The following is a 20,392-nucleotide window of genomic DNA, read 5'->3' as shown; positions in this document are numbered from 1 at the left end:
GCAAAAGATCCTGCTCAGGCGGGATCTTTTTGAGTATGACCCTTGCGGTCGGAATGACCGAGATCACGATCCGGGTCGATGACATCGCGGACCAGTTGCTTGAGCTTGGCCGCTTCCGGAAACCCGCCGTCGCGCTTGCGGTCCCAGACCAGCGTTTCATTGCAGGAAATGGTGAAGATACCGCCGGTGCCGGGCACCAGCGTCACTTCGCCCAGATCGGTGCCGAAGGTCGACAGCAGCTCCTGCGCCATCCAGCCGGCACGCAGCAACCACTGGCACTGCGTGCAGTAGGTGATGCGGATGGTGGGCAGCTTAACTTCGCTCATGCCGCGCTGAGCTTGGCCATCGTCTCGTCATCGACTTCGAAGTTGGCGTAGACGCTTTGAACGTCATCGTCATCCTCGAGCGTGGCGACCAGCTTCATCAGCGACTGTGCCCGATCCTCGTCGACAGGAACACTGTTCTGCGGCTTCCAGATCGGCTTCACCGATTCAGCTTCACCGAGCGAGGCTTCGAGCGCCTTCGACACTTCGCCGAGATTCTCGAAAGCGCAGTAGATCGTGTGGCCTTCCTCATCGGATTCCACGTCATCGGCGCCGGCTTCGATCGCCGCGTCCATCACCTTGTCGGCGCTGCCGGCCGATGCCGGATAGTAGATCTCGCCGGCACGATCCCACATGAACGACACCGAACCGGTTTCGCCCATCGCCCCGCCGGCCTTGGTGAAGGCGGCGCGCACGTTCGAGGCCGAACGGTTGCGGTTGTCGGTCAGCGCTTCGACGATGACGGCGACGCCGCCGGGTCCGTAGCCCTCATAGCGCACGGCTTCGTAATTCTCGGCATCGCCCATCGAGGCCTTGTTGATGGCGCGCTGGATGTTGTCCTTCGGCATCGACACTGCCTTGGCGTTCTGCACGGCCAGGCGCAGGCGCGGATTCATCGATGGATCGGGCGTCCCGCTCTTGGCGGCAACGGTGATTTCGCGCGCCAGCTTGGAAAACATTTTCGACCGCACCGCATCCTGGCGGCCCTTGCGGTGCATGATGTTCTTGAACTGTGAATGGCCAGCCATGGCACCCCTGTCGTCTTCTCGGCTAGAGCATCCCGAAGCGAGGTGATCTCACCTCGTCTTCTGCAAAATGCTCGAATTCAAAATTTCAGAGCGTCCCAAGTGCAACTCGTGGAAGCACGGCGTTCTCTGTCGGAATGGCGGGCTTATAGATAAATCGGCTCAATTCGTCCAGCCGCGAGGCCGCTGCAATCGCTCACGCCTCCAGGTCGGACTTCAGCCGGTCGATGATGCTGATCGCATGGCTGGCATACTGGCTGATCCAGCGATCCTACGCGACAGCGACAAATTCCAAGGTCTCGTGGCGCGGCTATGCTCTTGCCAACCTCAATGCCCCTCGCCGGACTTCGCTTTTCTCCGTCGCCGCGCCAACATGTTGAGCCCTTCGACCAAGGCCGAAAAACCCATCGCCGCATAGATGTAACCCTTGGGCACATGGTAGCCCATGCCATCGGCGATCAGCGTCATGCCGATCATCAGCAGGAAGCCCAGCGCCAGCATGACGATGCTCGGGTTCTTGGCGATAAAGTTTGCCAGCGGTCCGGCCGCCAGCATCATCACGCTGACCGCGACGATCACGGCGATGTACATGATGGCGATCTCGTCGGTCATGCCGACGGCGGTGATGATCGAATCGATGGAGAAGACGAGGTCGAGCAGCAGGATCTGGAAGATCGCGCCGGCGAGGCTGATCTGCAGGGTCTCACCCAGCATCGTGTCCTGGTGATCGTCGGGATCGACCGTGTGATGGATCTCCTTGGTCGCCTTCCACACCAGGAACAGGCCACCGGCAATCAGGATCAGGTCGCGCCAGGAAAAACCGTGACCGAAGGCGGTGAACACCGGCGTCGTCAGCTGGACGATGATCGAAATGGTTGCCAGCAGCACCAGCCGCATGATCAGCGCCGCCGAAATGCCGAGCCGGCGGGCGCGCGCCCTTTGCGCTTCCGGCAGCTTGTTGGTCAGGATCGAGATGAAGATCAGATTGTCGATGCCGAGCACGATCTCCAGCACCACCAGCGTCAGCAGCGCGACCCAGGCCGTTGGATCGGACACGAAGTGAAAATGTGGCGCCAGGAATTCGATGAGCTGCATGGAGGTCGTCCCCTCTACGATCTAGAGCAGTGTCGCCGGCAATTAGGTACTGCTTGCGTCCATATCAATGTCACGACCAGAAGGACGGCGCGGTTTCCTCCAGCCGCGGGCCGCGACGAAACGGCGCGATCCTCTCGGTCAGCCCGGTGCGGTCGGAAATGTCGACGCCGACGCCGCACAATGTCGCCGGTCCCGTTGCTGCCTCGAAGCGCCCTTTCGGCACTTTCGACAGGAACCGGTTGAGCGGTTCCTCCTTGTCCATGCCGAGCGAGGAATCATAGTCGCCGCACATGCCTGCGTCGGAGATGTAGCCAGTTCCGCCATTGAGGATCTGGTGATCGCCGGTCGGCTGGTGCGTGTGGGTGCCGACGACGAGACTGGCGCGGCCATCGACGAAATGCGCAAAGCACATCTTTTCCGAGGTTGCCTCGGCATGGAAGTCGATGATCACGGCATCCGCCTGCTCGCCGAGCGGACAGGCGGCCAGTTCGCGCTCACCGGCCTGGAACGGATCGTCGAGTTCGGGATGCATGAACACCCGGCCCATGATGTTGGCGACCAGCACGCGCGCACCGCTCCTGGCGATGTAGACGCCGGAGCCGCGTCCGGGCGTGCCCTTGGGGAAATTCGAGGGGCGCAGAAAGCGCTCTTCGCGCGGCGCGAAGGCCAGCGCGTCGCGCTGATCCCAGACATGGTTGCCGGTGGTGACAACATCGGCGCCCGCCGCGATTGTTTCGCGAAAGATCTCTTCGGTGATGCCGAAGCCGCCGGCGGCATTCTCGCCATTGACGATGACGAAATCGAGTTTGAAATCGGAGATCAGTCCCGGCAATTGTTCCCACACTGCCGTGCGTCCCGTTTTTCCAACCATGTCGCCGAGGAAGAGAAGTCTCATATGATCCCGCACCGAATGTCAGCGAAGCAAAAGCTGCATGACGTCTGTGAAAAGATCATGCGTCCATTGTGCTTATCTACAATTTTGGCGCGAAGCGGCGCAACCCACTCTCCGTGAGTATTTCCGGGATGACGACGTCGTGGTCCTCATCCGGCACCAGCGCCACCTCCTGGCAGTCGAAGGCGATGCCGATCAATCTGGGCGCCTGCCCCTTGTCGACAAGCTTGGCGATGGCACGGTCGTAGTAGCCGGCACCATAGCCGATGCGATGGCCGCGCGCGTCGAAGGCGGCGAGCGGCACCAGCATCACCGTGGGGTCGAGCACTTCGGCCTCCTCATGCGGGCCGACCGTACCGAAGCCCATCTCGACCATCGGAGCGCCCCGCACGAGCTCGCGAAAGACGATGGTGGACTTGTCGAGGATCGCCGGCAGGCAAAGCCTGGCTCCCTTCTCGCGCAAGGCGAACATCAGCGGCCGGACGTCGACTTCCGAGCGCATCGGCCAGAAGCCGGAGACGATCTGACCCGGCTCGACAGCGAGGTGATCGCGCGCCGTCTCGGCCATTTCTAGGGCGATCTCCACCCGCCAGAATTCATCGAGCGCGTCGCGACGCCCGAGCGCCTCGAGGCGAAGCTGCTTTTTCAGGTGCTTTGAGGATGTCATGCGCAGACGATAGAAAAAGTCAGATTTGGGTGGAGTTTTAAGAGCGACGTTTTCTACCGCATCATCCACCAAAATACATGGATGCCTTGCGAAAAGCGACGATCCACACAACCGGTGGAGAGAGCGATCCCGGGAACCTACAAAGTAGGTGGGCGCCGTGTGAGAAAACCCACGGGTCTTCCCAGGGACAGCTCCCTAAGGATCGTTAAGGCCCCGGGGAAAATGTTCTCCTGCCGGGAAGCACAGACCGTCCCGACCAATATAGGCTGCTGGTCGACCAAGCGCCAGTGAGACTAGCGTTCTTTCCGTGTCGGGTTCACGGCCTCGCCGCCGTCGACAAGCCACCCTTGAACAGGCGGAGCCGCGTCCTTACGGTCGTCATGACCAACCAGGGAGCAAAAATGCGTTTCGAAGGCACGGCGGCCTATGTCGCCGACAAGGATCTGATGGTGGCGGTCAACGCCGCGATCGCGCTGGAACGGCTCCTGCTGGTCAAGGGCGAGCCCGGCACCGGCAAGACCGAACTCGCCAGGCAAGTTGCGGCAGCCCTTGGGCTCGACCTCATCGAATGGCACGTCAAGTCGACCACCAGGGCGCAGCAGGGCCTTTACGAATACGATGCCGTGTCGCGGCTGCGCGACAGCCAGCTCGGCGACGAGCGCTTCAACGACATCAGGAACTACATCAAGCGCGGTAAGCTTTGGGAGGCGTTCGCGGCCGGCAAGAAGGTCGTGCTTTTGATCGACGAAATCGACAAGGCCGACATCGAGTTCCCCAATGATTTGCTGCAGGAACTCGATCGGATGGAGTTCTTCGTCTACGAGACCGGCGAGACCATCCGCGCCGCGGTCAGGCCGATCGTCATCATCACCTCCAACAACGAGAAGGAGCTGCCGGACGCCTTCCTGCGCCGCTGCTTCTTCCACTACATCCGCTTTCCCGACGTCGAAACGCTGCACAAAATCGTCGACGTGCACTATCCCGGCATCAAGCAGAACCTGGTGCGCGCGGCCCTCACCCAGTTCTACGAGATCCGCGAGGTGCCGGGGCTGAAGAAGAAGCCGTCGACCTCCGAGGCGCTCGACTGGATAAGGCTTCTGGTCGCCGACGACATCGCGCCGGAGGACCTGCGCGCCGATCCGAAGAACGCCCTGCCCAAGCTGCATGGCGCCCTTTTGAAGAACGAACAGGACGTGCATCTGTTCGAGCGACTGGCCTTCATGGCGAGACGGCAGGGGTAGCGCTTTCCCCGGCTGTGGACCTTGCCGCCAACCGAACAGGCAGGCAGTTCCGGCCGGAGCCTTTCGGAGGAGAATGAAATGACCGAGATCACCGTCCGCCCGCTGGCGCAGTCCGACCATGCCGACTGGCGGCGGCTGTGGACCGCATATCTAACCTTTTATGAAACCAGGCTGCCGGAAGAGGTCTACGCCGTTACCTGGAAGCGGCTGTTCGCGGCGGGTGAGTTCGAGCCGAAGGGTTTCATCGCCACGCTCGACGGCAAGGCGGTCGGCCTCACCCACTATCTCTACCACCGCTCCTGCTGGGCGGAGCAGAACAACTGCTATCTGCAGGACCTGTTCGCCGATCCGGACGTGCGCGGCAAGGGCATTGGTGCTGAGCTGATCAAGGCGGTGAAGCTGGAAGCCGCAAAAATCGGCGTCAAGAATGTCTACTGGATGACGCACGAGACCAACGCCACCGCGCGCAAGCTCTACGACTATGTCGCGCGCCGGACTGGCTTCATCGAGTATGATTTGTTGCAATGAAATACCGGGCGCAGCGCGCAAAGCTGACTTGGAACGCTGACCGGTTTGATGCGCTGGAACGCATAAGCGCCGTCTTGCGGGAAAGCGAGTTCCAGCCTCTCTATGCCAGCTACATCGCATATCTGGAGCTACGGGAGCGCGGACTGAGAAAACAATCCTTTGCGCAGCTTGATATCTTTATTGGACAGATAATATCCGATCCGTTCGAAGTTCGCCTTTCGATAGTCCAGTATCTGATTGGCACAATTGAGGGGTACTGGGATTGCTGGCCTGCCCCGGATAACTGGCAGCTGCCCGAACAAATATTTCGGAGGTTGATAGGGCCACTTTGGCGCGAGTGGCGGGAGCGCGAGCCCAACAATCCCGAGGCATGGCTTTATAGTTTTGGAAGGACATCGGTCGAAGCAGGCGGAAGCGAGGTTGCGTTTCTACTGGATCCGACTGGTCACCGCTATCAGTACGCCTTCCTCAATGAACTAGGTCACAAGCTGAACTACGAACTGCACGAACTCGAGCATATCGGAACAATCCTTTGTGAGCCGGCGTACTTTGGCGAACTGGCGGCGTCAGCATCCGCCGTTGCCGAGGCGATGGGCGAAAACATCACAGCTGAAGCAGTAGGGATCGTTGGCCGGTTGAAAGAACTGGCGGATATCTATCGCAATTATGACAGGAAAAATGATATCCTCGTTGATACGCTCAAAAGTATGGGCCGACAGGATCTGATAGCGCTTTATGTCCTGCCGGCACCCCGATGGTTCCGTGTGCTGCCAGATCCTTTGGGTTGATCACAGACCATGTTCATCCCCTTCTTCCTCGAACTGAAGGCGGCACGCGTTCCCGTTTCGCTGCGGGAATATCTGTCGCTGCTGGAGGGGCTGGAAGCCGGGTTGGTCGACTACGACGTCGAGGGTTTCTACTATCTGGCCCGCACCGCGCTGGTGAAGGACGAACGCCACATCGACCGCTTCGACCAGGTGTTTGCCCATGTTTTCAAGGGCGTCGAGGCGTTGGGTGGGCCGGACGCTGTCGATGTCGCCAATATTCCCGAGGAATGGCTGCGCCGGCTCGCAGAGAAGCACCTGACCGACGAAGAAAAAAGACTGATCGAGGCGCTCGGCGGTTTCGAAAAGCTGATGGAGACCTTGAAACAGCGGCTGGAGGAGCAGAAAGGCCGCCACCAGGGCGGTTCGAAATGGATCGGCACCGGCGGCACCTCACCCTTCGGCGCCTATGGCTACAATCCCGAAGGCGTGCGCATCGGCCAGCACGAAAGCCGCAACCGACGCGCCGTTAAAGTCTGGGACAGACGCGAGTTCAGGAATTTCGACGATGCCGTCGAACTCGGCACCCGCAACATCAAGATCGCGCTGAAGCGCCTGCGCCGCTGGGTGCGCGAGGGCGCCGAGGAAGAGTTCGACCTGCCGGGCACCATCCACGCCACCGCCGAGCATGGCTATCTCGACGTGCAGACGCGGCCCGAACGGCGCAACGCGGTAAGGCTCTTGATGTTCTTCGATGTCGGCGGCTCGATGGACGACCACATCAAGAGCGTCGAAGAGCTGTTTTCGGCCGCCCGCGCCGAATTCCGCCAGCTCGAATATTTCTATTTTCACAACTGCCTCTATGAGGGTGTGTGGAAGGACAATCGCCGCAGGCATGCCGAGACGATCCCGACCTTCGACCTGATCCATAAATATGGGCCGGACTACAAGGTGATCGTCGTCGGCGACGCCTCGATGAGCCCTTACGAGATCGCCCTACCCGGCGGCTCGGTCGAACACTGGAACCCGGAGGCCGGGACCGTCTGGCTCGGCCGCCTGCTGCAGCAATGGCCGAACGCGGTATGGTTGAACCCCGAGAACGAGAAGAACTGGGGCTTTACCCATTCGATTACCATGATCCGCGACATCTTCGGCGGCCGCATGTTCCCGCTGACGCTGGCGGGGCTCGAAGGCGCGACCAGGCAGCTTTCAAGGAAGCATTGAACAGACAGGAAAAACGATGACCTGCTTTCTCTGCCCGCAATGCGGCGTCCAGTTCGCGGCAACGGAGGCACCGCCGAACCGCTGCCCGATCTGCGAGGACGAGCGGCAATATGTGGGCTGGGAAGGCCAGGCCTGGATCACACCGGAAGAGCTCGCTGACGGACACCGGGTCGTGGTCAAGGACGACGCAGGCGTTCTCGCCTTCGGCATCGAGCCGCGCTTCGCCATCGGCCAGCGCACGTTGCTGGCGCAGACGCCGCACGGCAATGTGCTGTGGGACTGCATCTCGATGGTCAGCGACGAGGCGGTGGCCGAGATCAACCGCCGCGGCGGCCTGACAGCGATAGCCATCTCGCACTGCCACTATTATTCGGTGATGGTCGAGTGGAGCGAGGCTTTTGGCGGTGTTCCGATCTTTCTCCATGCCGATGACCGCCAATGGATCATGCGGCCGCACAAGGCGATCGTCAGTTGGGAGGGCGAGACGTTGCCTATCAACCCTTCGCTGACACTTGTCCGCTGCGGTGGCCACTTTGCCGGCGGCCAGGTGCTCCATTGGGAACGCGATGGCGGCAACGCCCTGCTGTCCGGCGACATATTGCAGGTAACGCCGACGCGCCGCCATGTCAGCTTCATGTACAGCTATCCCAACTACATCCCGCTCAACGCAGCCGCCGTGCGCCGCATCGCGAAGGCATTGGAGCCCTTCCAGTTCAACCACATCTACGGCGCATGGTGGAACCAGAATGTGATTGGGGACGCAAAAGCGGCATTCGATATATCGGTCGCACGCTATCTTGCAGCCATCGCGTGAAGGCACGACCGAAAATGCGGGCAAACCTCGTAACAAACCCCTATCTTGGTGCGAATATGAGGTTGCAATCAACAACGAGCCGGCAAGGCTGAGGAGATCAAATGGACACCCACACCTACCCTGTCACCCGCACCGACGCCGAATGGCGCGCCCGGCTGACGCCGGAGCAATATGCCGTCATGCGCGGCCACGGCACCGAGCGGCCCGGAAGCTGCGCTTTGCTCTACGAGAAGCGCGCCGGCACGTTTTCCTGCGTCGGCTGCGACCAGCCGCTGTTCGAGTCCAAGCTGAAGTTCGAGAGCGGCACCGGCTGGCCGAGCTTCAACGACCCGGTGCAGGGCTCGGTCGAAAACACGGTCGACCGCAGCTACGGCATGGTCCGCACCGAATGCCATTGCGCCCGCTGCGGCAGCCATCTCGGCCATGTCTTCGAGGACGGCCCGCCGCCGACCGGCCTGCGCTATTGCATCAACGGCGTCGCGCTGAAATTCGAGCCGTCGGCTTAACCCGACCGTCGGATGGATCGAAAGGGCGGCTGCGGCCGCCCTTTTTCATTGCGCGATAGGTGCCCCGTATCCACACTGTCAGACCACGACCGACAGGATCAGCCACAATGTGGCGCCAAGCGTCATCAGCGAGGCCTTGGCGCCAGTGGCCTTCTCCGTGGTTCGCCATACGGCAAAGGTCAGGAAGATGTTGTAGGGCACCGGCGCGAAATGCACCGCCAGAACCAGCGCGAGCGGCAGCTTCAGTGTGAGCAGGACGATCGCAGCCACCGACGATGCGACGTTGATCGCCGTGCCGACAAGGATGAGGTCGCGCCAGAACAGCCGATCGAGCGGCACCAGGCCTTGCCAGCGTGCGCGGAAGAAGCCCCGGCTGGCCGTGTCGTTCTCGTCTTCGGGAAGCTTTGAAACATTCATCGGCGCAACCCTCGCTTCGGCGTCGGCAGGAACGTCAAACGCAACAAACTGTCAACACCAGGCGACGATGGACATTGTGACCTGACAAGATGTCATCACACGGTCGCGAAACCTTTCTACGCCGCTTCTTTTCGATATACTTTTGCCAAGCGGCGACGTCCCGACGGAATTTGCCGCCCCATCATCCAGTCGCCTTGCCAGGGAGGTCTTGAGATGAGCGACAATTTCTACAATGTGCTGTTTCTGTGCAACGCCAATTCGGCGCGATCCATCATGGGGGAAGCCATCCTCAACCGGATCGGCGCCGGCAAGTTCAAAGCCTTTTCCGCCGGCTCGCAACCGAAGGGCACAGTCAATCCCTACGCACTTCAACTGCTCGAAACCCTCAGCTTCGACACCGGCTTCGCCCGCTCGAAAAGCTGGGACGAATTCGCCGCGCCAGACGCGCCGGAAATGAACTTCGTCTTCACCGTCTGCGACAACACTGCGAACGAAGCCTGTCCCATATGGCCCGGCCATCCGATGACGGCACTTTGGGCGATACCGGATCCAGCCAAGGCCCGCGGCACCGACGCCGAGGTGCACCTCGCCTTCGCCGATGCCTTTCGCATGCTCAACAATCGCATCTCGCTGTTCGTCAATCTGCCGGTGGGTACGCTCGACCATATGACGCTGCAGCACCATCTGGACGAGATCGGCCGCGATACGGCGACGGCGAACTGATCGCAAAACCCTCGTCTCGCTCATCGGTCGGCAGACGCGAGCTCACGCTCAGGCTTCGTCCGCCAGAACCTCGGTGACCGCGCGCTCGATGCGCGAGGCCTCCGTCACCAGCCAGTCGGTCATGGCCGGCCAGTTGTCCTCGGCAAAGCAATTCACCCGCCACATCGAATTGATGCCGAGGCCCTGGCAACTCTGTTCCGGCCTGAGCTTCAACTTGCCTTCGATCGCCGGCTGGACCGGCTTCAACCGCGACCACGCTCCCGTGGCGCCGAACTTCTCGTTGCGCCCAAAGAAGACGCCGACATGGTTCTGCGCCGGCGCGACATACATGGAAAGGACCAATGCGAAGTCGGGCAGCCCGCGCTGCCAGAACCAGGGTCCGCGCCTCGCCAGCAGGGCCTTTTCCTCCGGATGCCGTTCCTCGAACAGCGTCCAGAAACCGCGCTGGCGGAATTCAGAGGCGCGGCGGGCGCCGAAGTCGAATTCGCTCATGGTTCGAACCGTATCTCCGGCAACCGCATGGGGCGCCGGGCCGGTTAGTCTTACACCATGCCGAGCGCTGCCTTGTACAGGTCGAGGATGGTTTCCTCCTCCTGCCGCTCTGCCTGGTCCTTCTTGCGCAGCCGGATGATCGTGCGCATCGCCTTGGTGTCGAAGCCGGTGCCCTTGGCCTCGGCGAACACTTCCTTGATGTCGTCGGAAATGGTCTTCTTCTCCTCCTCGAGCCGCTCTATGCGCTCGATGAAGGCACGCAGCTGGCCGGCGGCAACAGTCTGGCTGGTCTCGGTGATATCGTCGGCCATGTTTTCTTCTCCGCGTCTTTTATGCATCACGACTCGGAAACCGACCGTGACGGATTTGAGCGGGTTCGATGCCCGACCAAGCGCAGCGGGTCAAGATGGTATCGATGCGGCATGAAGGGTTGCGCACGCCCGAGGTGTATTGAGATTCAGGTCAGGCCGAGCCGAAAACGGTGGCTTCCGAGAACCGGAGCGGAGCGTACTTTGGTACGTGGGCACCGGAAGCGCAGGAAGCCAGCGTTTGCAGGCCGGCATCACCTGAATATCAACACACCTCAATTGAAGGCGATCAGCAGATCCTTCGCATCGATCTGGTCGCCGGCCTTGACCAGCACCTCGGCGACCGTGCCGTCGCGCTCGGCATGCAGCGCCGTCTCCATCTTCATCGCCTCGATGGAAAGCAGCACGTCGCCGGCCTTCACGGCCTGGCCAGCAGCAACCGAAAGCGCCGAGACGACGCCAGGCATCGGTGCGCCGACATGCGCCTCGTTGCCCGGTTCGGCCTTGCGGCGCGCCTTGGCGGCGGACGCGCCATGCGCCCTGTCGGGCACCTTGACGCGGCGTGGCTGGCCGTTGAGCTCGAAGAACACGGTGACCATGCCCTTGTCGTCGACATCGCCGATAGCCAGACAGCGCACCACCAGCGTCTTGCCCTTCTCGATGTCGACGAAGATCTCGTCCTCCGGCTTCATGCCGTAGAAATAGGTCGGCGTCGGCAGGACGCTGACCGGGCCGTAGGTCTCCTGCGCGCCGGCGAAGTCGGAAAACACCTTCGGATACATCAGCCAGGAGGCGAATTCGAACTCCGAGAGCTTGCGCTCGAGCTTCTCCTCGATCTCCTTGCGGCTGGCCTTGAGATCGGCCGGCTTGAGCAGCGAGCCCGGCCGCACCGTGATCGGCTTGTCGCCCTTCAGCGCCTTCTTCTGCAGCGCTGCCGGCCAACCGCCGGGCGACTGGCCGAGATCGCCGCGCAACATCGAGACGACCGAATCCGGAAAGGCGATATCCCTGGCCGGATTTTCGACATCGGCGACGGTCAGGTCCTGGCTGACCATCATCAATGCCATGTCGCCAACGACCTTGGACGACGGAGTCACCTTGACGATGTCGCCGAACATCAGGTTGACGTCGTGATAGGTCTGCGCCACCTCGTGCCAGCGTGTCTCAAGCCCGAGCGAGCGCGCCTGTTCCTTGAGATTGGTGAACTGTCCGCCCGGCATTTCATGCAGGTAGACTTCCGAGGCCGGTCCCTTGAGATCGCTTTCGAAGGCGGCGTACTGGTTGCGCACCGCCTCCCAGTAGAACGAGATCTTGCGAATCCATTGCGGATCGAGGCCCGGGTCGCGCTCGGTGCCCTTCAGCGCCTCGACGATCGAGCCAAGGCAAGGCTGCGATGTATTGCCGGAGAAGGCATCCATCGCCGCGTCGATGGCGTCGACGCCGCTCTCCACCGCTGCAAGCACCGTCGCCGCCGACAGGCCCGACGTGTCGTGGGTGTGGAAATGGATCGGCAGGTCGGTCGCCTCGCGCAGTGCCTTGAACAGCACGCGTGCGGCGGAAGGCTTCAAGAGGCCAGCCATGTCCTTGACGGCGATGATGTGGGCGCCGGCCGCCTGTAATTCGCCGGCCAGGCCGACATAGTATTTGAGATCGTATTTGGCTCGCGCCGGGTCGAGAATGTCGCCGGTGTAACACATCGCCGCTTCGATCAGCTTGCCCTCGGCGCCGACCGCGTCCATGGCGACGCGCATGTTCTCGACCCAGTTCAGGCAGTCGAACACGCGGAACAGGTCGATGCCGCCGCTGGCCGCCTGCTTGACGAAATGCTGCACGACATTGTCGGGATAATTGGTGTAGCCGACGCCGTTGGCGCCGCGCAGCAGCATCTGCAACAACAGGTTGGGCGCTGCCTCGCGCACCAGCGACAGCCGCTCCCATGGATCCTCGGTGAGGAAGCGCATGGCGACGTCAAAGGTGGCGCCGCCCCAGCATTCGAGCGACAGAAGCTGCGGCAGGGCGCGCGCATAGGTGCCGGCTATGCCGGCGATGTCATGCGTGCGCACGCGCGTCGCCAGCAGCGACTGATGGCCGTCGCGCATCGTCGTGTCGGTGACCAGCACCTCCTTTTGCGCGCGCATCCAGGCGGCGAATTTCTCCGGTCCGAGCACGTCCAGCTTCTGCTTGCTGCCGCCCGGCACATTGCCGTTGAGGTAGGGCACGATGGGTGCGGCCGCGTCGGCCTTCGGCTGTGGCCGGCCGCGCGCCTCGGGATGACCGTTGACCGACACGTCGGCGAGATAGTTGATGAGCTTGGTGGCGCGGTCCTGGCGCTTCACCTGCTGGAACAGCTCCGGCGTCGTGTCGATGAACTTGGTCGTGTAGGAATTGTCAGCGAAGCTCGGGTGGTTGATGATCGCTTCGAGGAAGGTCAGGTTGGTGGCGACGCCGCGGATGCGGAACTCGCGCAAGGCCCGGTTCATGCGGGCGATGGTCTCGGCCGGCGTCGGCGCCCAGGCCGTCACCTTCTCCAGCAGCGGGTCGTAGAAGCGGGTGATGACCGCGCCGGAATAGGCGGTGCCGCCGTCGAGGCGGATGCCGAAACCGGTGGCGCCACGATAGGCGGTGATGCGGCCATAGTCGGGAATGAAATTGTGCTCGGGATCTTCTGTGGTGATGCGGCACTGCAAGGCATGGCCGTTCAGCCGGATGTCCTTCTGCGCCGGCACGCCCGATTCCGGCGTACCTATGGCGAAGCCGTCGAGGATGTGGATCTGCGCCTTGACGATGTCGATGCCGGTCACCTGCTCGGTGACGGTGTGCTCGACCTGGATGCGCGGATTGACCTCGATGAAGTAGAACTTGGCGGTATCGGCATCCTGCAGGAACTCGACCGTGCCGGCACCGATATAGCTGGTCTCGCGCGCGATCTTCAGCGCATAACCGCAAAGCTCCTCGCGCTGCGACATTTCGAGATAGGGCGCCGGCGCCCGCTCGACGACCTTCTGGTTCCGGCGCTGGATCGAGCAGTCGCGCTCGAACAGATGCACCGCATTGCCATGCGTGTCGCCCAGCACCTGCACCTCGACATGGCGGGCGCGCTCAATCAGCTTTTCGAGATAGACCTCGTCCTTGCCGAAGGCGGCTTTCGCCTCGCGCTTGCCTTCCATCACCTCGCGGGCAAGATCAGCCTCGGAGCGGATGGCGCGCATGCCGCGCCCGCCGCCGCCCCACGATGCCTTCAGCATCACCGGGTAGCCGATCTCCTTGGCCAGTTTCTTGACCGCCTCAATGTCGTCCGGCAACGGATCGGTGGCGGGGATCACCGGCACGCCGACCTCGATCGCCAGATTGCGCGCCGCAACCTTGTTGCCGAGCCGGCGCATCGTGTCCGGCTTCGGCCCGATAAAGGTAATGCCGGCGACCGCGCAGGCTTCGGCGAATTCTGGGCTTTCCGACAAAAGCCCGTAGCCGGGATGGATGGCGTCGGCGCCCGAAAGCCTGGCGACGCGGATCACCTCCTCGATCGACAGGTAGCTTTCGATCGGTCCCATGTCGCGGGTCAGGTGCGGTCCGCGCCCGACCTGGTAGCTCTCATCGGCCTTGAAGCGATGCAGCGAGTACTTGTCCTCCTCGGCCCAGATCGCCACGGTTTTGAGACCAAGTTCGTTGGCCGCGCGAAAGACGCGAATGGCGATTTCGGATCGGTTGGCGACGAGGATCTTCGTAATGGCCAAGGACGAACTCCGGACAGTGTCGGGGACGAAACTGGCGTCATGATTAGCGCGAAAATGCTGCAGTGCAAACAAAATTGACGCTGAATTAAATCGATTGAAACGGAATCTTTGCGCCAAAGTCGGTCGCATTCGGTCGAACGCGCAAGAAAGCCCCGGCGCGGTCATTCAAGGCCTGATCTTTTTCCGGCTAAAGGCCGGCTTTATCGGCTTGCCGGATCGTCCGGAAGGGAGCGAGGCTCAACAGAAAAATGCCCGACGCGAAGCGCCGGGCATTCTGTAGAGATCGAGGCCGACAGGCTTACATCTTCTGGATGTAGGTGTACTTGCCGTCGTCGCCCTTCTTCCATTCGTACATGACGTAGCCGGGCAGCGTCGGGTCGCCCTTGGCGTCATAGGACAGGTCGCCGAGCACGGTCTTGAACGGGCCATTCGCATGCAGCGCCTTGGCAACTTCCTGCGGGTCGTTCGACTTGGCGGCTGCTGCTGCTTCCGAAAGCGCCTGCACGGCAGCGTATGCGTAGAGCGTGTAGGCTTCCGGCTCGAAGCCCTGCGCACGGAACTTCTCGACGAGTTCCTTGTTCGCGGGGATCAGGCGCGGATCCGGGCCGAAGGTGTTGAGCGTGCCCGCAACCGCGTCGCCCGCGATCGAAGCCAGCTCGTTCGACACGATGCCGTCACCGGAAACCAGCGTCGCCTTGAGGCCCTGGTCGGCCGCCTGGCGGATGATCAGGCCGGCTTCGGTGTGCAGGCCGCCCCAATAGATGATGGAGACACCGGCTTCCTTCATCTTGGCGATCAGTGCCGAGAAGTCCTTGTCGCCGACATTGATGCCTTCATACATGACTTCCGTCACGCCCTTGGCGTTCATCGCCTTCTTGGTTTCGTCGGCAAGGCCCTGACCGTAGGTGGTCTTGTCGTGCACGACGGCGATCTTGGCGTCCTTGAAGTTTGCGGCGAGATAAGCGCCGGCAATGCTACCCTGCTGGTCATCGCGTCCGCAGGTGCGGAACACGTTCCACAGGCCGCGCTCGGTGAACTGCGGGTTGGTGGCAGCCGGGGTAATCTCGACGATGTTGTTTTCCGCATAGACTTCGGATGCCGGGATCGAGACGCCCGAGTTGAAGTGGCCGACCACGAACTTGACGCCGTCGCCGACGAACTTGTTAGCGACCGAGATGCCCTGCTTCGGATCGGAGACGTCGTCGCCAACCTCGAGTTTGATCTGCTCGCCATTGATGCCGCCCTTGGCATTGATGTCGGCAACAGCCGCTTCCGCACCCTTCTGAAGCTGTGCGCCGAAGGCTGCGTTCGGACCGGTGATCGGACCGGCAACGCCGATCAGTACATCAGCCCACGCGCTGCCGCCGAACGCGACGAGCGCGGTCAGGGCGACGGCGGACAAAAGTGATTTTTTCATTTAAACGCTCCCATTTACGGAGTGGGCGTGGATGAAGCTTTCATGCGATGCCCACCCTTATCGCAGAAAGCATAGTTTGCCGATTTTCAGGCACTTGTCACGCCGATTCATCCCCGAAGTGGCGTTAATGATGAACCTCAGCCTTTCGGCTTCCAGCTCAAGATTGAAGCTCTTTCGTAGAGCCAATTATACTGCGTCACCATCTGGTTTGTTCGTGTGTATTGATAGCCGACGAAGCCAAGGATCATCAGCACGATGGTGTCGACGATGTAGTAGTGCAGCGAGAACATCGTGCCGCCGAACAGCGCGTGATGGATGAAGCGGATGCCTATGCCGAGGCCCAGCATATAGACGAACAGATGGATGAAGCTGCGCCATGTCTGGGCGCTTGCCTTGCCCGTCATCCAGGCCGCCCAGCCGCCGAGCAGGCAGGTGACGAAGAAGAACTGCCAGATCGACGGCTCCTCGTAAAGAATGCCCTGCATGGTGAAGTCTCCCTAGCATGATCCCGAAAAGTTGCAGACTTTTCGGACAAGGATCATGCGACAAACAAACAACTTGGAGCGGAATATCGGATGCACACGTTCCGCTCCAAACTCAGTGGTGTCCGCCTTCGAGATAGGCGGCGCGCACTTCTGGATTGGCGAGCAGTTCCTTGCCGGTGCCGCTCATCGTCACATTGCCGTTGACCATGACGTAGCCGCGCGTGGCGAGCTTGAGCGCGCCGAAGGCGTTCTGCTCGACCAGGAACACGGTCAGCCCCTGGGTGCGGTTCAGCTCGCGGATGGCGTCGAAGATCTGCTTGACGATCAGCGGCGCCAGACCCAGCGACGGTTCGTCGAGCAACAACAGCTTCGGCCGCGCCATCAGCGCACGTCCGATCGACAGCATCTGCTGCTCGCCGCCCGACAGCGTGCCGCCGCGCTGGGCGATACGCTCCTTGAGTCGCGGGAACAGCGTGAACACCTTCTCGACGTCCTCGTCATAGTGCTTGAGGTTGTCGAGGCTGGCGCCCATCTGCAGGTTTTCCATCACCGTCATGCGCGGGAAGATGCGACGGCCTTCGGGCGATTGGGCGATGCGCATGCGCGCGATCTCATGCGTCGGCATCTGGGTGATGTCGGTGCCGGCAAAGGTGATGGTGCCGGCCCGCGCACGAGGCGCGCCGAAGATGGTCATCATCAGCGTCGACTTGCCGGCGCCGTTGGCGCCTATCAGCGCCACGATCTCACCCTGGTTGACGGTGACATCGACACCGTTCAGCGCCCGGATGTTGCCGTAGTAGGTCTGCACGCCCTTGATATCGAGCAGCGTTGTCCCGGCCATCACTTGCCCCCTCCGCGCTTGCCCGCCACAGGCTTGGCAGCGGCAGTCTTTCCGGAAGCCGCGTTTGCAGTCTTCCCGGAAGCATGGCTGGTCGCCACCTTGCCCGCGTCGACGCGGCGCGAGAATTCCGTGTCCTTGCCCTGGCCGAGCAGCTTGGCCTGCTTGACCCATTCCTCACGCGCGATGCGCCCGTCGAAGGCAAGATAGGCCTCGGCGGCCTCGACGTCTGATTTTTTCCAGGCGCCGATTTGGTCGAAATGGAAGATGCCGTGCTCGTTGAGTTTCTTCTCGTTGACCGTGCCGATGCCCTTGATGCGGGTCAGATTGTCTGCCTTGCCGCCGCGCGGTGCCGCCAGCCGGTTGGAGATTTCCCCAACCTTCGCCGCCGGAGCCTTCGCCGCCGGAGCCTTGGCTGCCGGCTTTGCCGGTGCGGGCGCCGCGGTCGACTTCGCCGCCGCCCCAGTTGCCGCCTTTGACGCCGCTTTCGGGGCAGGCTTTGCCTTTGGAGCAGGCTTCGCCGCCGGTACGGCAGCCAGCGGAGCAGCCTTGTTTGCCGCTGCGAGCGATCTTGCGTCGACCTGCGCCGCCTTGGAGGCGCCTTTCGAAACGGTGACCCGCTCGCCCTCGCTATGGCCGACCGTGTCGGTTACCGGCCCGGCGAGATACGACGACGATGTCCCCGGACCGTGCGCGGCATCTGGCCCCGTATCGAGCTGTTCGATGACGTCTTCGTCGCCGACTTCGGTGAGAACCGCCTCGACTTCCTCGTCGTCGACACCGAGATAGGCGGCAATGACGCGCGGATCGGTACGCACCGATTGCGGACTGCCGTCCGAGATCTTGCGGCCATACTCCAGCACCACGACGTGGTCTGATATCTGCATGACCACGGACATGTCGTGCTCGATCAAAAGGATCGAGGTGCCTGATGTGTTCTTGATGTCGATCAGCAGTTCGTTGAGCGACGCCGATTCCTTCGGATTGAGGCCGGCCGCCGGCTCGTCCAGGCACAGAAGCTCGGGACCCGTGCACATGGCGCGGGCGATCTCGAGGCGCCGCTGCGCGCCGTATGGCAGGTCGCCGGCCGGATCGTCGGCACGGTCGACGAGATCGGCCTTCTCCAGCCAGTGCCTGGCCAGCTCGACCGATTCGGCCGAGGCCTTGCGGTAGCCGCTGAAGCCGAACAGGCCGAGCACCGTATAGCCCGAGGCCTTCATCAGCTTGTTGTGCTGGGCAACCAAAAGGTTCTCCAGCAGCGTCATGCCCGAGAACAGGCGGATGTTCTGAAAGGTGCGCGCCMCCTTGGCGCGCGCCGGGATCTCGTGGTTGGGCAGACGTTCGAGCAAATAGCTCGAGCCATCGACGCGGTTGAGCGTGATCATGCCCTCCGACGGCTTGTAGAAGCCGGTGATGCAGTTGAACACGGTTGTCTTGCCGGCACCGTTGGGTCCGATCAGCGCGGTGATCTCGCCACGCTTGGCGGTGAAGGACAGGTCGCCGATGGCGACCAGGCCACCGAACTTCATCGACAGATGCTCGACCTGGAGGATGGCCTCGTTCATGGGTGTGCTCGCATTCATCAGCCGTGGCCCTCCTTGGTGAAGGAACTGGAGACAGCCCTTCGCTCCTTGAGGAAGGCGGTCGGCTCGCGACTGCCGACGAAGCCGCGCGGCTTCCACAGCATGACGATGACCATGGCCATGCCGAACAGAAGCATGCGGTAGAGTTCGGGGGTGAAGTCCGGCCCGAAGATCTGCTTGAGGAAGTCGAGTTCGCGCAGCGCCTCGGTGCCGCCGATCATCACCATTGCGGCAACCGCTATGCCGACCAGCGAGCCCATGCCGCCGAGCACGACGATGGCCAGGATGATGGCCGATTCCAGGAAGACGAAGGATTCCGGGCTGACGAAGCCTTGCCGCGCGGCGAAGAACGAGCCGGCGAAGCCGCCGAACATGGCGCCGGTGGCAAAGGCCGTAAGCTTGGTCGTCGTCGTGTTGATGCCCAGAGACCGGCAGGCGATCTCGTCCTCGCGCAGCGCTTCCCAGGCACGGCCAACCGGTAGGCGGCGCAGCCTGATGGTGACGAAGGCGGTGAGCAGGCACAGGCCCAGGATCAGATAGTAAAGGAAGATCTTATAGTAGGCACCTGACTGAGCGATGTGCAGCACCTTGGCTATGTAGTTCGAATCCGACACGTTGAACGACATCAGGCCGAAGAAGCTGACCTTGGGAATGCCGGAAATGCCGGCCGACCCGTTGGTGACCTCGCGCCAGTTGATCAGCACCAGGCGGATGATCTCGCCGAAGGCCAGCGTCACGATAGCCAGATAGTCGCCACGCAGGCGCAGCACAGGGAAGCCGAGCAGCACGCCCCAGAGGGCGGCCATGGCGCCAGCGGCTGGCAGCAGGATCCAGAACGACAGGCCGTATTCGGTGGCGAGCAGCGCATACGCATAGGCGCCAAGTGCATAAAAGGCGACGTAGCCGAGGTCGAGCAGGCCGGCGAGGCCAACAACGATGTTCAGGCCCCAGGCCAGCATCACATAGATCAGGATCTGGATGCCGAAATTGTCGACCCATTTCAGCGAGCCCTGCAGCCCTCCGACAATCGACCAGGCGTTCAGCGACAAAACCGCGACCACGAGGATGGGGTACAGCACAAGCGCGGCAATGCCGAGCTTGGTGAAGTTGGCGTGGATGAAGGCCCTGAAATAGTAGATCACGCTGGCCAGCACATAGATGATCGCCAGGGCGCGCAGGAATTGCAGATAGCCGGCCGGTTCTGCTCCGACCCATCCGGCGAGCGAGCTGTTGAAAACGAACAGCAGCACCGCCGCGATGACGGCCGCGATGAACCACGGCACCTGGAAGAATCGCGACGCCACGCTGCCCGGCAACAGGCCGGTGGCAACGTCGGCGATCTTCTGGTTGGCCATGAAGGGCTGGCCATAGGCGACATAGAGGAAGCGTCCGACAGCCGTGGCGACCACCACGCCGGCAAGCAAGCCCCAGCGCGTGGTGACGACCAGTTCATTGGAGATGTTCTGGCCGGTCTTCAGGCCAATGAACAGCACGAACAGGCCAAGCGAAATGGCGCCGGCATAGAAGCCTTCCTTAAGGCCGCGTTGAACAGGGCTGGCGACGACGTCGCTTTCCGGAGATACGGTAACCGCCAT

The 20,392-nt window shown here is 61.9% G+C and carries 22 protein-coding genes and 1 other RNA gene; 8 read left to right on the top strand and 15 right to left on the bottom strand.

Annotated elements, in window-relative coordinates; all coding sequences use genetic code 11:
• Nucleotides 1-14: 14 nt before the first annotated feature.
• The 6 genes from AC1DZU_RS12065 to ssrS all read right to left on the bottom strand — a co-directional run bounded on the left by AC1DZU_RS12065 (nucleotide 15) and on the right by ssrS (nucleotide 3,975).
• On the bottom strand, nucleotides 15-326 hold the full coding sequence (locus tag AC1DZU_RS12065; protein ID WP_477284837.1) for an Rdx family protein: 312 nt from the start codon (nucleotides 324-326) through the stop codon (nucleotides 15-17).
• Complete coding sequence (locus tag AC1DZU_RS12060) at nucleotides 323-1,072, bottom strand: YebC/PmpR family DNA-binding transcriptional regulator (RefSeq protein WP_184872386.1); 750 nt, start codon at nucleotides 1,070-1,072, stop codon at nucleotides 323-325. Before AC1DZU_RS12060 ends, AC1DZU_RS12065 begins: the two co-directional genes overlap by 4 nt.
• A gap of 324 nt (nucleotides 1,073-1,396) precedes the next feature.
• Nucleotides 1,397-2,164 (bottom strand): TerC family protein, encoded by a 768-nt coding sequence (locus tag AC1DZU_RS12055; RefSeq protein WP_477284835.1) that lies wholly within the window; start codon nucleotides 2,162-2,164, stop codon nucleotides 1,397-1,399.
• Between the two features lie 70 nt (nucleotides 2,165-2,234).
• Nucleotides 2,235-3,059, bottom strand: a complete 825-nt coding sequence (locus tag AC1DZU_RS12050) for a TIGR00282 family metallophosphoesterase (protein ID WP_095084226.1) — start codon at nucleotides 3,057-3,059, stop codon at nucleotides 2,235-2,237.
• Nucleotides 3,060-3,135: 76 nt separating this feature from the next.
• Nucleotides 3,136-3,723, bottom strand: a complete 588-nt coding sequence (locus AC1DZU_RS12045; RefSeq protein ID WP_477284832.1) for a 5-formyltetrahydrofolate cyclo-ligase — start codon at nucleotides 3,721-3,723, stop codon at nucleotides 3,136-3,138.
• Nucleotides 3,724-3,819: 96 nt separating this feature from the next.
• Nucleotides 3,820-3,975, bottom strand: a non-coding RNA gene (gene ssrS / locus AC1DZU_RS12040) — 6S RNA.
• A 149-nt stretch (nucleotides 3,976-4,124) separates the two neighbouring features.
• Between ssrS and AC1DZU_RS12035 the strand changes: the two genes are divergently transcribed.
• The 6 genes from AC1DZU_RS12035 to msrB all read left to right on the top strand — a co-directional run bounded on the left by AC1DZU_RS12035 (nucleotide 4,125) and on the right by msrB (nucleotide 8,800).
• Complete coding sequence (locus tag AC1DZU_RS12035; RefSeq protein WP_477284830.1) at nucleotides 4,125-4,964, top strand: AAA family ATPase; 840 nt, start codon at nucleotides 4,125-4,127, stop codon at nucleotides 4,962-4,964.
• A 78-nt stretch (nucleotides 4,965-5,042) separates the two neighbouring features.
• On the top strand, nucleotides 5,043-5,492 hold the full coding sequence (locus AC1DZU_RS12030; RefSeq protein WP_477284828.1) for an N-acetyltransferase family protein: 450 nt from the start codon (nucleotides 5,043-5,045) through the stop codon (nucleotides 5,490-5,492).
• Complete coding sequence (locus tag AC1DZU_RS12025; protein ID WP_477284826.1) at nucleotides 5,489-6,280, top strand: hypothetical protein; 792 nt, start codon at nucleotides 5,489-5,491, stop codon at nucleotides 6,278-6,280. The genes AC1DZU_RS12030 and AC1DZU_RS12025 overlap by 4 nt, the downstream gene beginning before the upstream one ends.
• Nucleotides 6,281-6,289: 9 nt before the next feature.
• On the top strand, nucleotides 6,290-7,480 hold the full coding sequence (locus AC1DZU_RS12020) for a vWA domain-containing protein (RefSeq protein ID WP_477284824.1): 1,191 nt from the start codon (nucleotides 6,290-6,292) through the stop codon (nucleotides 7,478-7,480).
• Nucleotides 7,481-7,496: 16 nt separating this feature from the next.
• Complete coding sequence (locus AC1DZU_RS12015) at nucleotides 7,497-8,294, top strand: MBL fold metallo-hydrolase (protein WP_477284822.1); 798 nt, start codon at nucleotides 7,497-7,499, stop codon at nucleotides 8,292-8,294.
• A gap of 101 nt (nucleotides 8,295-8,395) precedes the next feature.
• Nucleotides 8,396-8,800 (top strand): peptide-methionine (R)-S-oxide reductase MsrB, encoded by a 405-nt coding sequence (msrB, locus tag AC1DZU_RS12010; protein WP_477284820.1) that lies wholly within the window; start codon nucleotides 8,396-8,398, stop codon nucleotides 8,798-8,800.
• Nucleotides 8,801-8,878: 78 nt separating this feature from the next.
• Here msrB and AC1DZU_RS12005 read toward each other — a convergent pair whose 3' ends face one another.
• Nucleotides 8,879-9,217, bottom strand: coding sequence for a hypothetical protein (locus AC1DZU_RS12005; RefSeq protein WP_477284818.1), 339 nt, complete (start codon nucleotides 9,215-9,217; stop codon nucleotides 8,879-8,881).
• 213 nt (nucleotides 9,218-9,430) lie between these two features.
• On the opposite strand from AC1DZU_RS12005, the gene AC1DZU_RS12000 reads away from it, so the two are divergent.
• Nucleotides 9,431-9,940, top strand: coding sequence for an arsenate reductase ArsC (locus AC1DZU_RS12000; RefSeq protein WP_477284816.1), 510 nt, complete (start codon nucleotides 9,431-9,433; stop codon nucleotides 9,938-9,940).
• 48 nt (nucleotides 9,941-9,988) lie between these two features.
• Here the strand turns inward: AC1DZU_RS12000 and AC1DZU_RS11995 are convergent, their stop codons facing one another.
• The 3 genes from AC1DZU_RS11995 to pyc all read right to left on the bottom strand — a co-directional run bounded on the left by AC1DZU_RS11995 (nucleotide 9,989) and on the right by pyc (nucleotide 14,474).
• Nucleotides 9,989-10,432, bottom strand: a complete 444-nt coding sequence (locus AC1DZU_RS11995; protein WP_477284814.1) for a hypothetical protein — start codon at nucleotides 10,430-10,432, stop codon at nucleotides 9,989-9,991.
• Between the two features lie 50 nt (nucleotides 10,433-10,482).
• Nucleotides 10,483-10,743, bottom strand: a complete 261-nt coding sequence (locus tag AC1DZU_RS11990; RefSeq protein WP_027027312.1) for a DUF2312 domain-containing protein — start codon at nucleotides 10,741-10,743, stop codon at nucleotides 10,483-10,485.
• 272 nt (nucleotides 10,744-11,015) lie between these two features.
• On the bottom strand, nucleotides 11,016-14,474 hold the full coding sequence (gene pyc, locus AC1DZU_RS11985; protein WP_477284812.1) for a pyruvate carboxylase: 3,459 nt from the start codon (nucleotides 14,472-14,474) through the stop codon (nucleotides 11,016-11,018).
• 94 nt (nucleotides 14,475-14,568) lie between these two features.
• On the opposite strand from pyc, the gene AC1DZU_RS11980 reads away from it, so the two are divergent.
• Entirely contained in the window at nucleotides 14,569-14,754 is a 186-nt protein-coding gene (locus AC1DZU_RS11980) for a hypothetical protein (RefSeq protein WP_477284810.1), read from the top strand.
• Between the two features lie 18 nt (nucleotides 14,755-14,772).
• Here the strand turns inward: AC1DZU_RS11980 and AC1DZU_RS11975 are convergent, their stop codons facing one another.
• From AC1DZU_RS11975 to livM, 5 genes are all read right to left on the bottom strand, one after another.
• Complete coding sequence (locus AC1DZU_RS11975) at nucleotides 14,773-15,891, bottom strand: branched-chain amino acid ABC transporter substrate-binding protein (protein WP_095084216.1); 1,119 nt, start codon at nucleotides 15,889-15,891, stop codon at nucleotides 14,773-14,775.
• Between the two features lie 137 nt (nucleotides 15,892-16,028).
• Nucleotides 16,029-16,376 carry a DUF6867 family protein gene (locus AC1DZU_RS11970; protein ID WP_095084215.1) on the bottom strand — a complete coding sequence of 116 codons (348 nt, stop codon included), beginning with the start codon at nucleotides 16,374-16,376 and terminating at the stop codon, nucleotides 16,029-16,031.
• A gap of 112 nt (nucleotides 16,377-16,488) precedes the next feature.
• Nucleotides 16,489-17,217: an ABC transporter ATP-binding protein gene (locus AC1DZU_RS11965; RefSeq protein WP_184872396.1), complete on the bottom strand. Its 729-nt coding sequence runs from the start codon at nucleotides 17,215-17,217 to the stop codon at nucleotides 16,489-16,491.
• Complete coding sequence (locus AC1DZU_RS11960) at nucleotides 17,217-18,797, bottom strand: ATP-binding cassette domain-containing protein (RefSeq protein ID WP_477284807.1); 1,581 nt, start codon at nucleotides 18,795-18,797, stop codon at nucleotides 17,217-17,219. The genes AC1DZU_RS11965 and AC1DZU_RS11960 overlap by 1 nt, the downstream gene beginning before the upstream one ends.
• Nucleotides 18,797-20,392: a high-affinity branched-chain amino acid ABC transporter permease LivM gene (livM, locus tag AC1DZU_RS11955; RefSeq protein WP_477284805.1), complete on the bottom strand. Its 1,596-nt coding sequence runs from the start codon at nucleotides 20,390-20,392 to the stop codon at nucleotides 18,797-18,799. Before livM ends, AC1DZU_RS11960 begins: the two co-directional genes overlap by 1 nt.

Source organism: Mesorhizobium sp. P2_A12 (assembly GCF_056405075.1).
The sequence above is the reverse complement of the archived record's forward strand: the minus strand, read 5'-3'. Positions and strand labels throughout refer to the sequence as shown.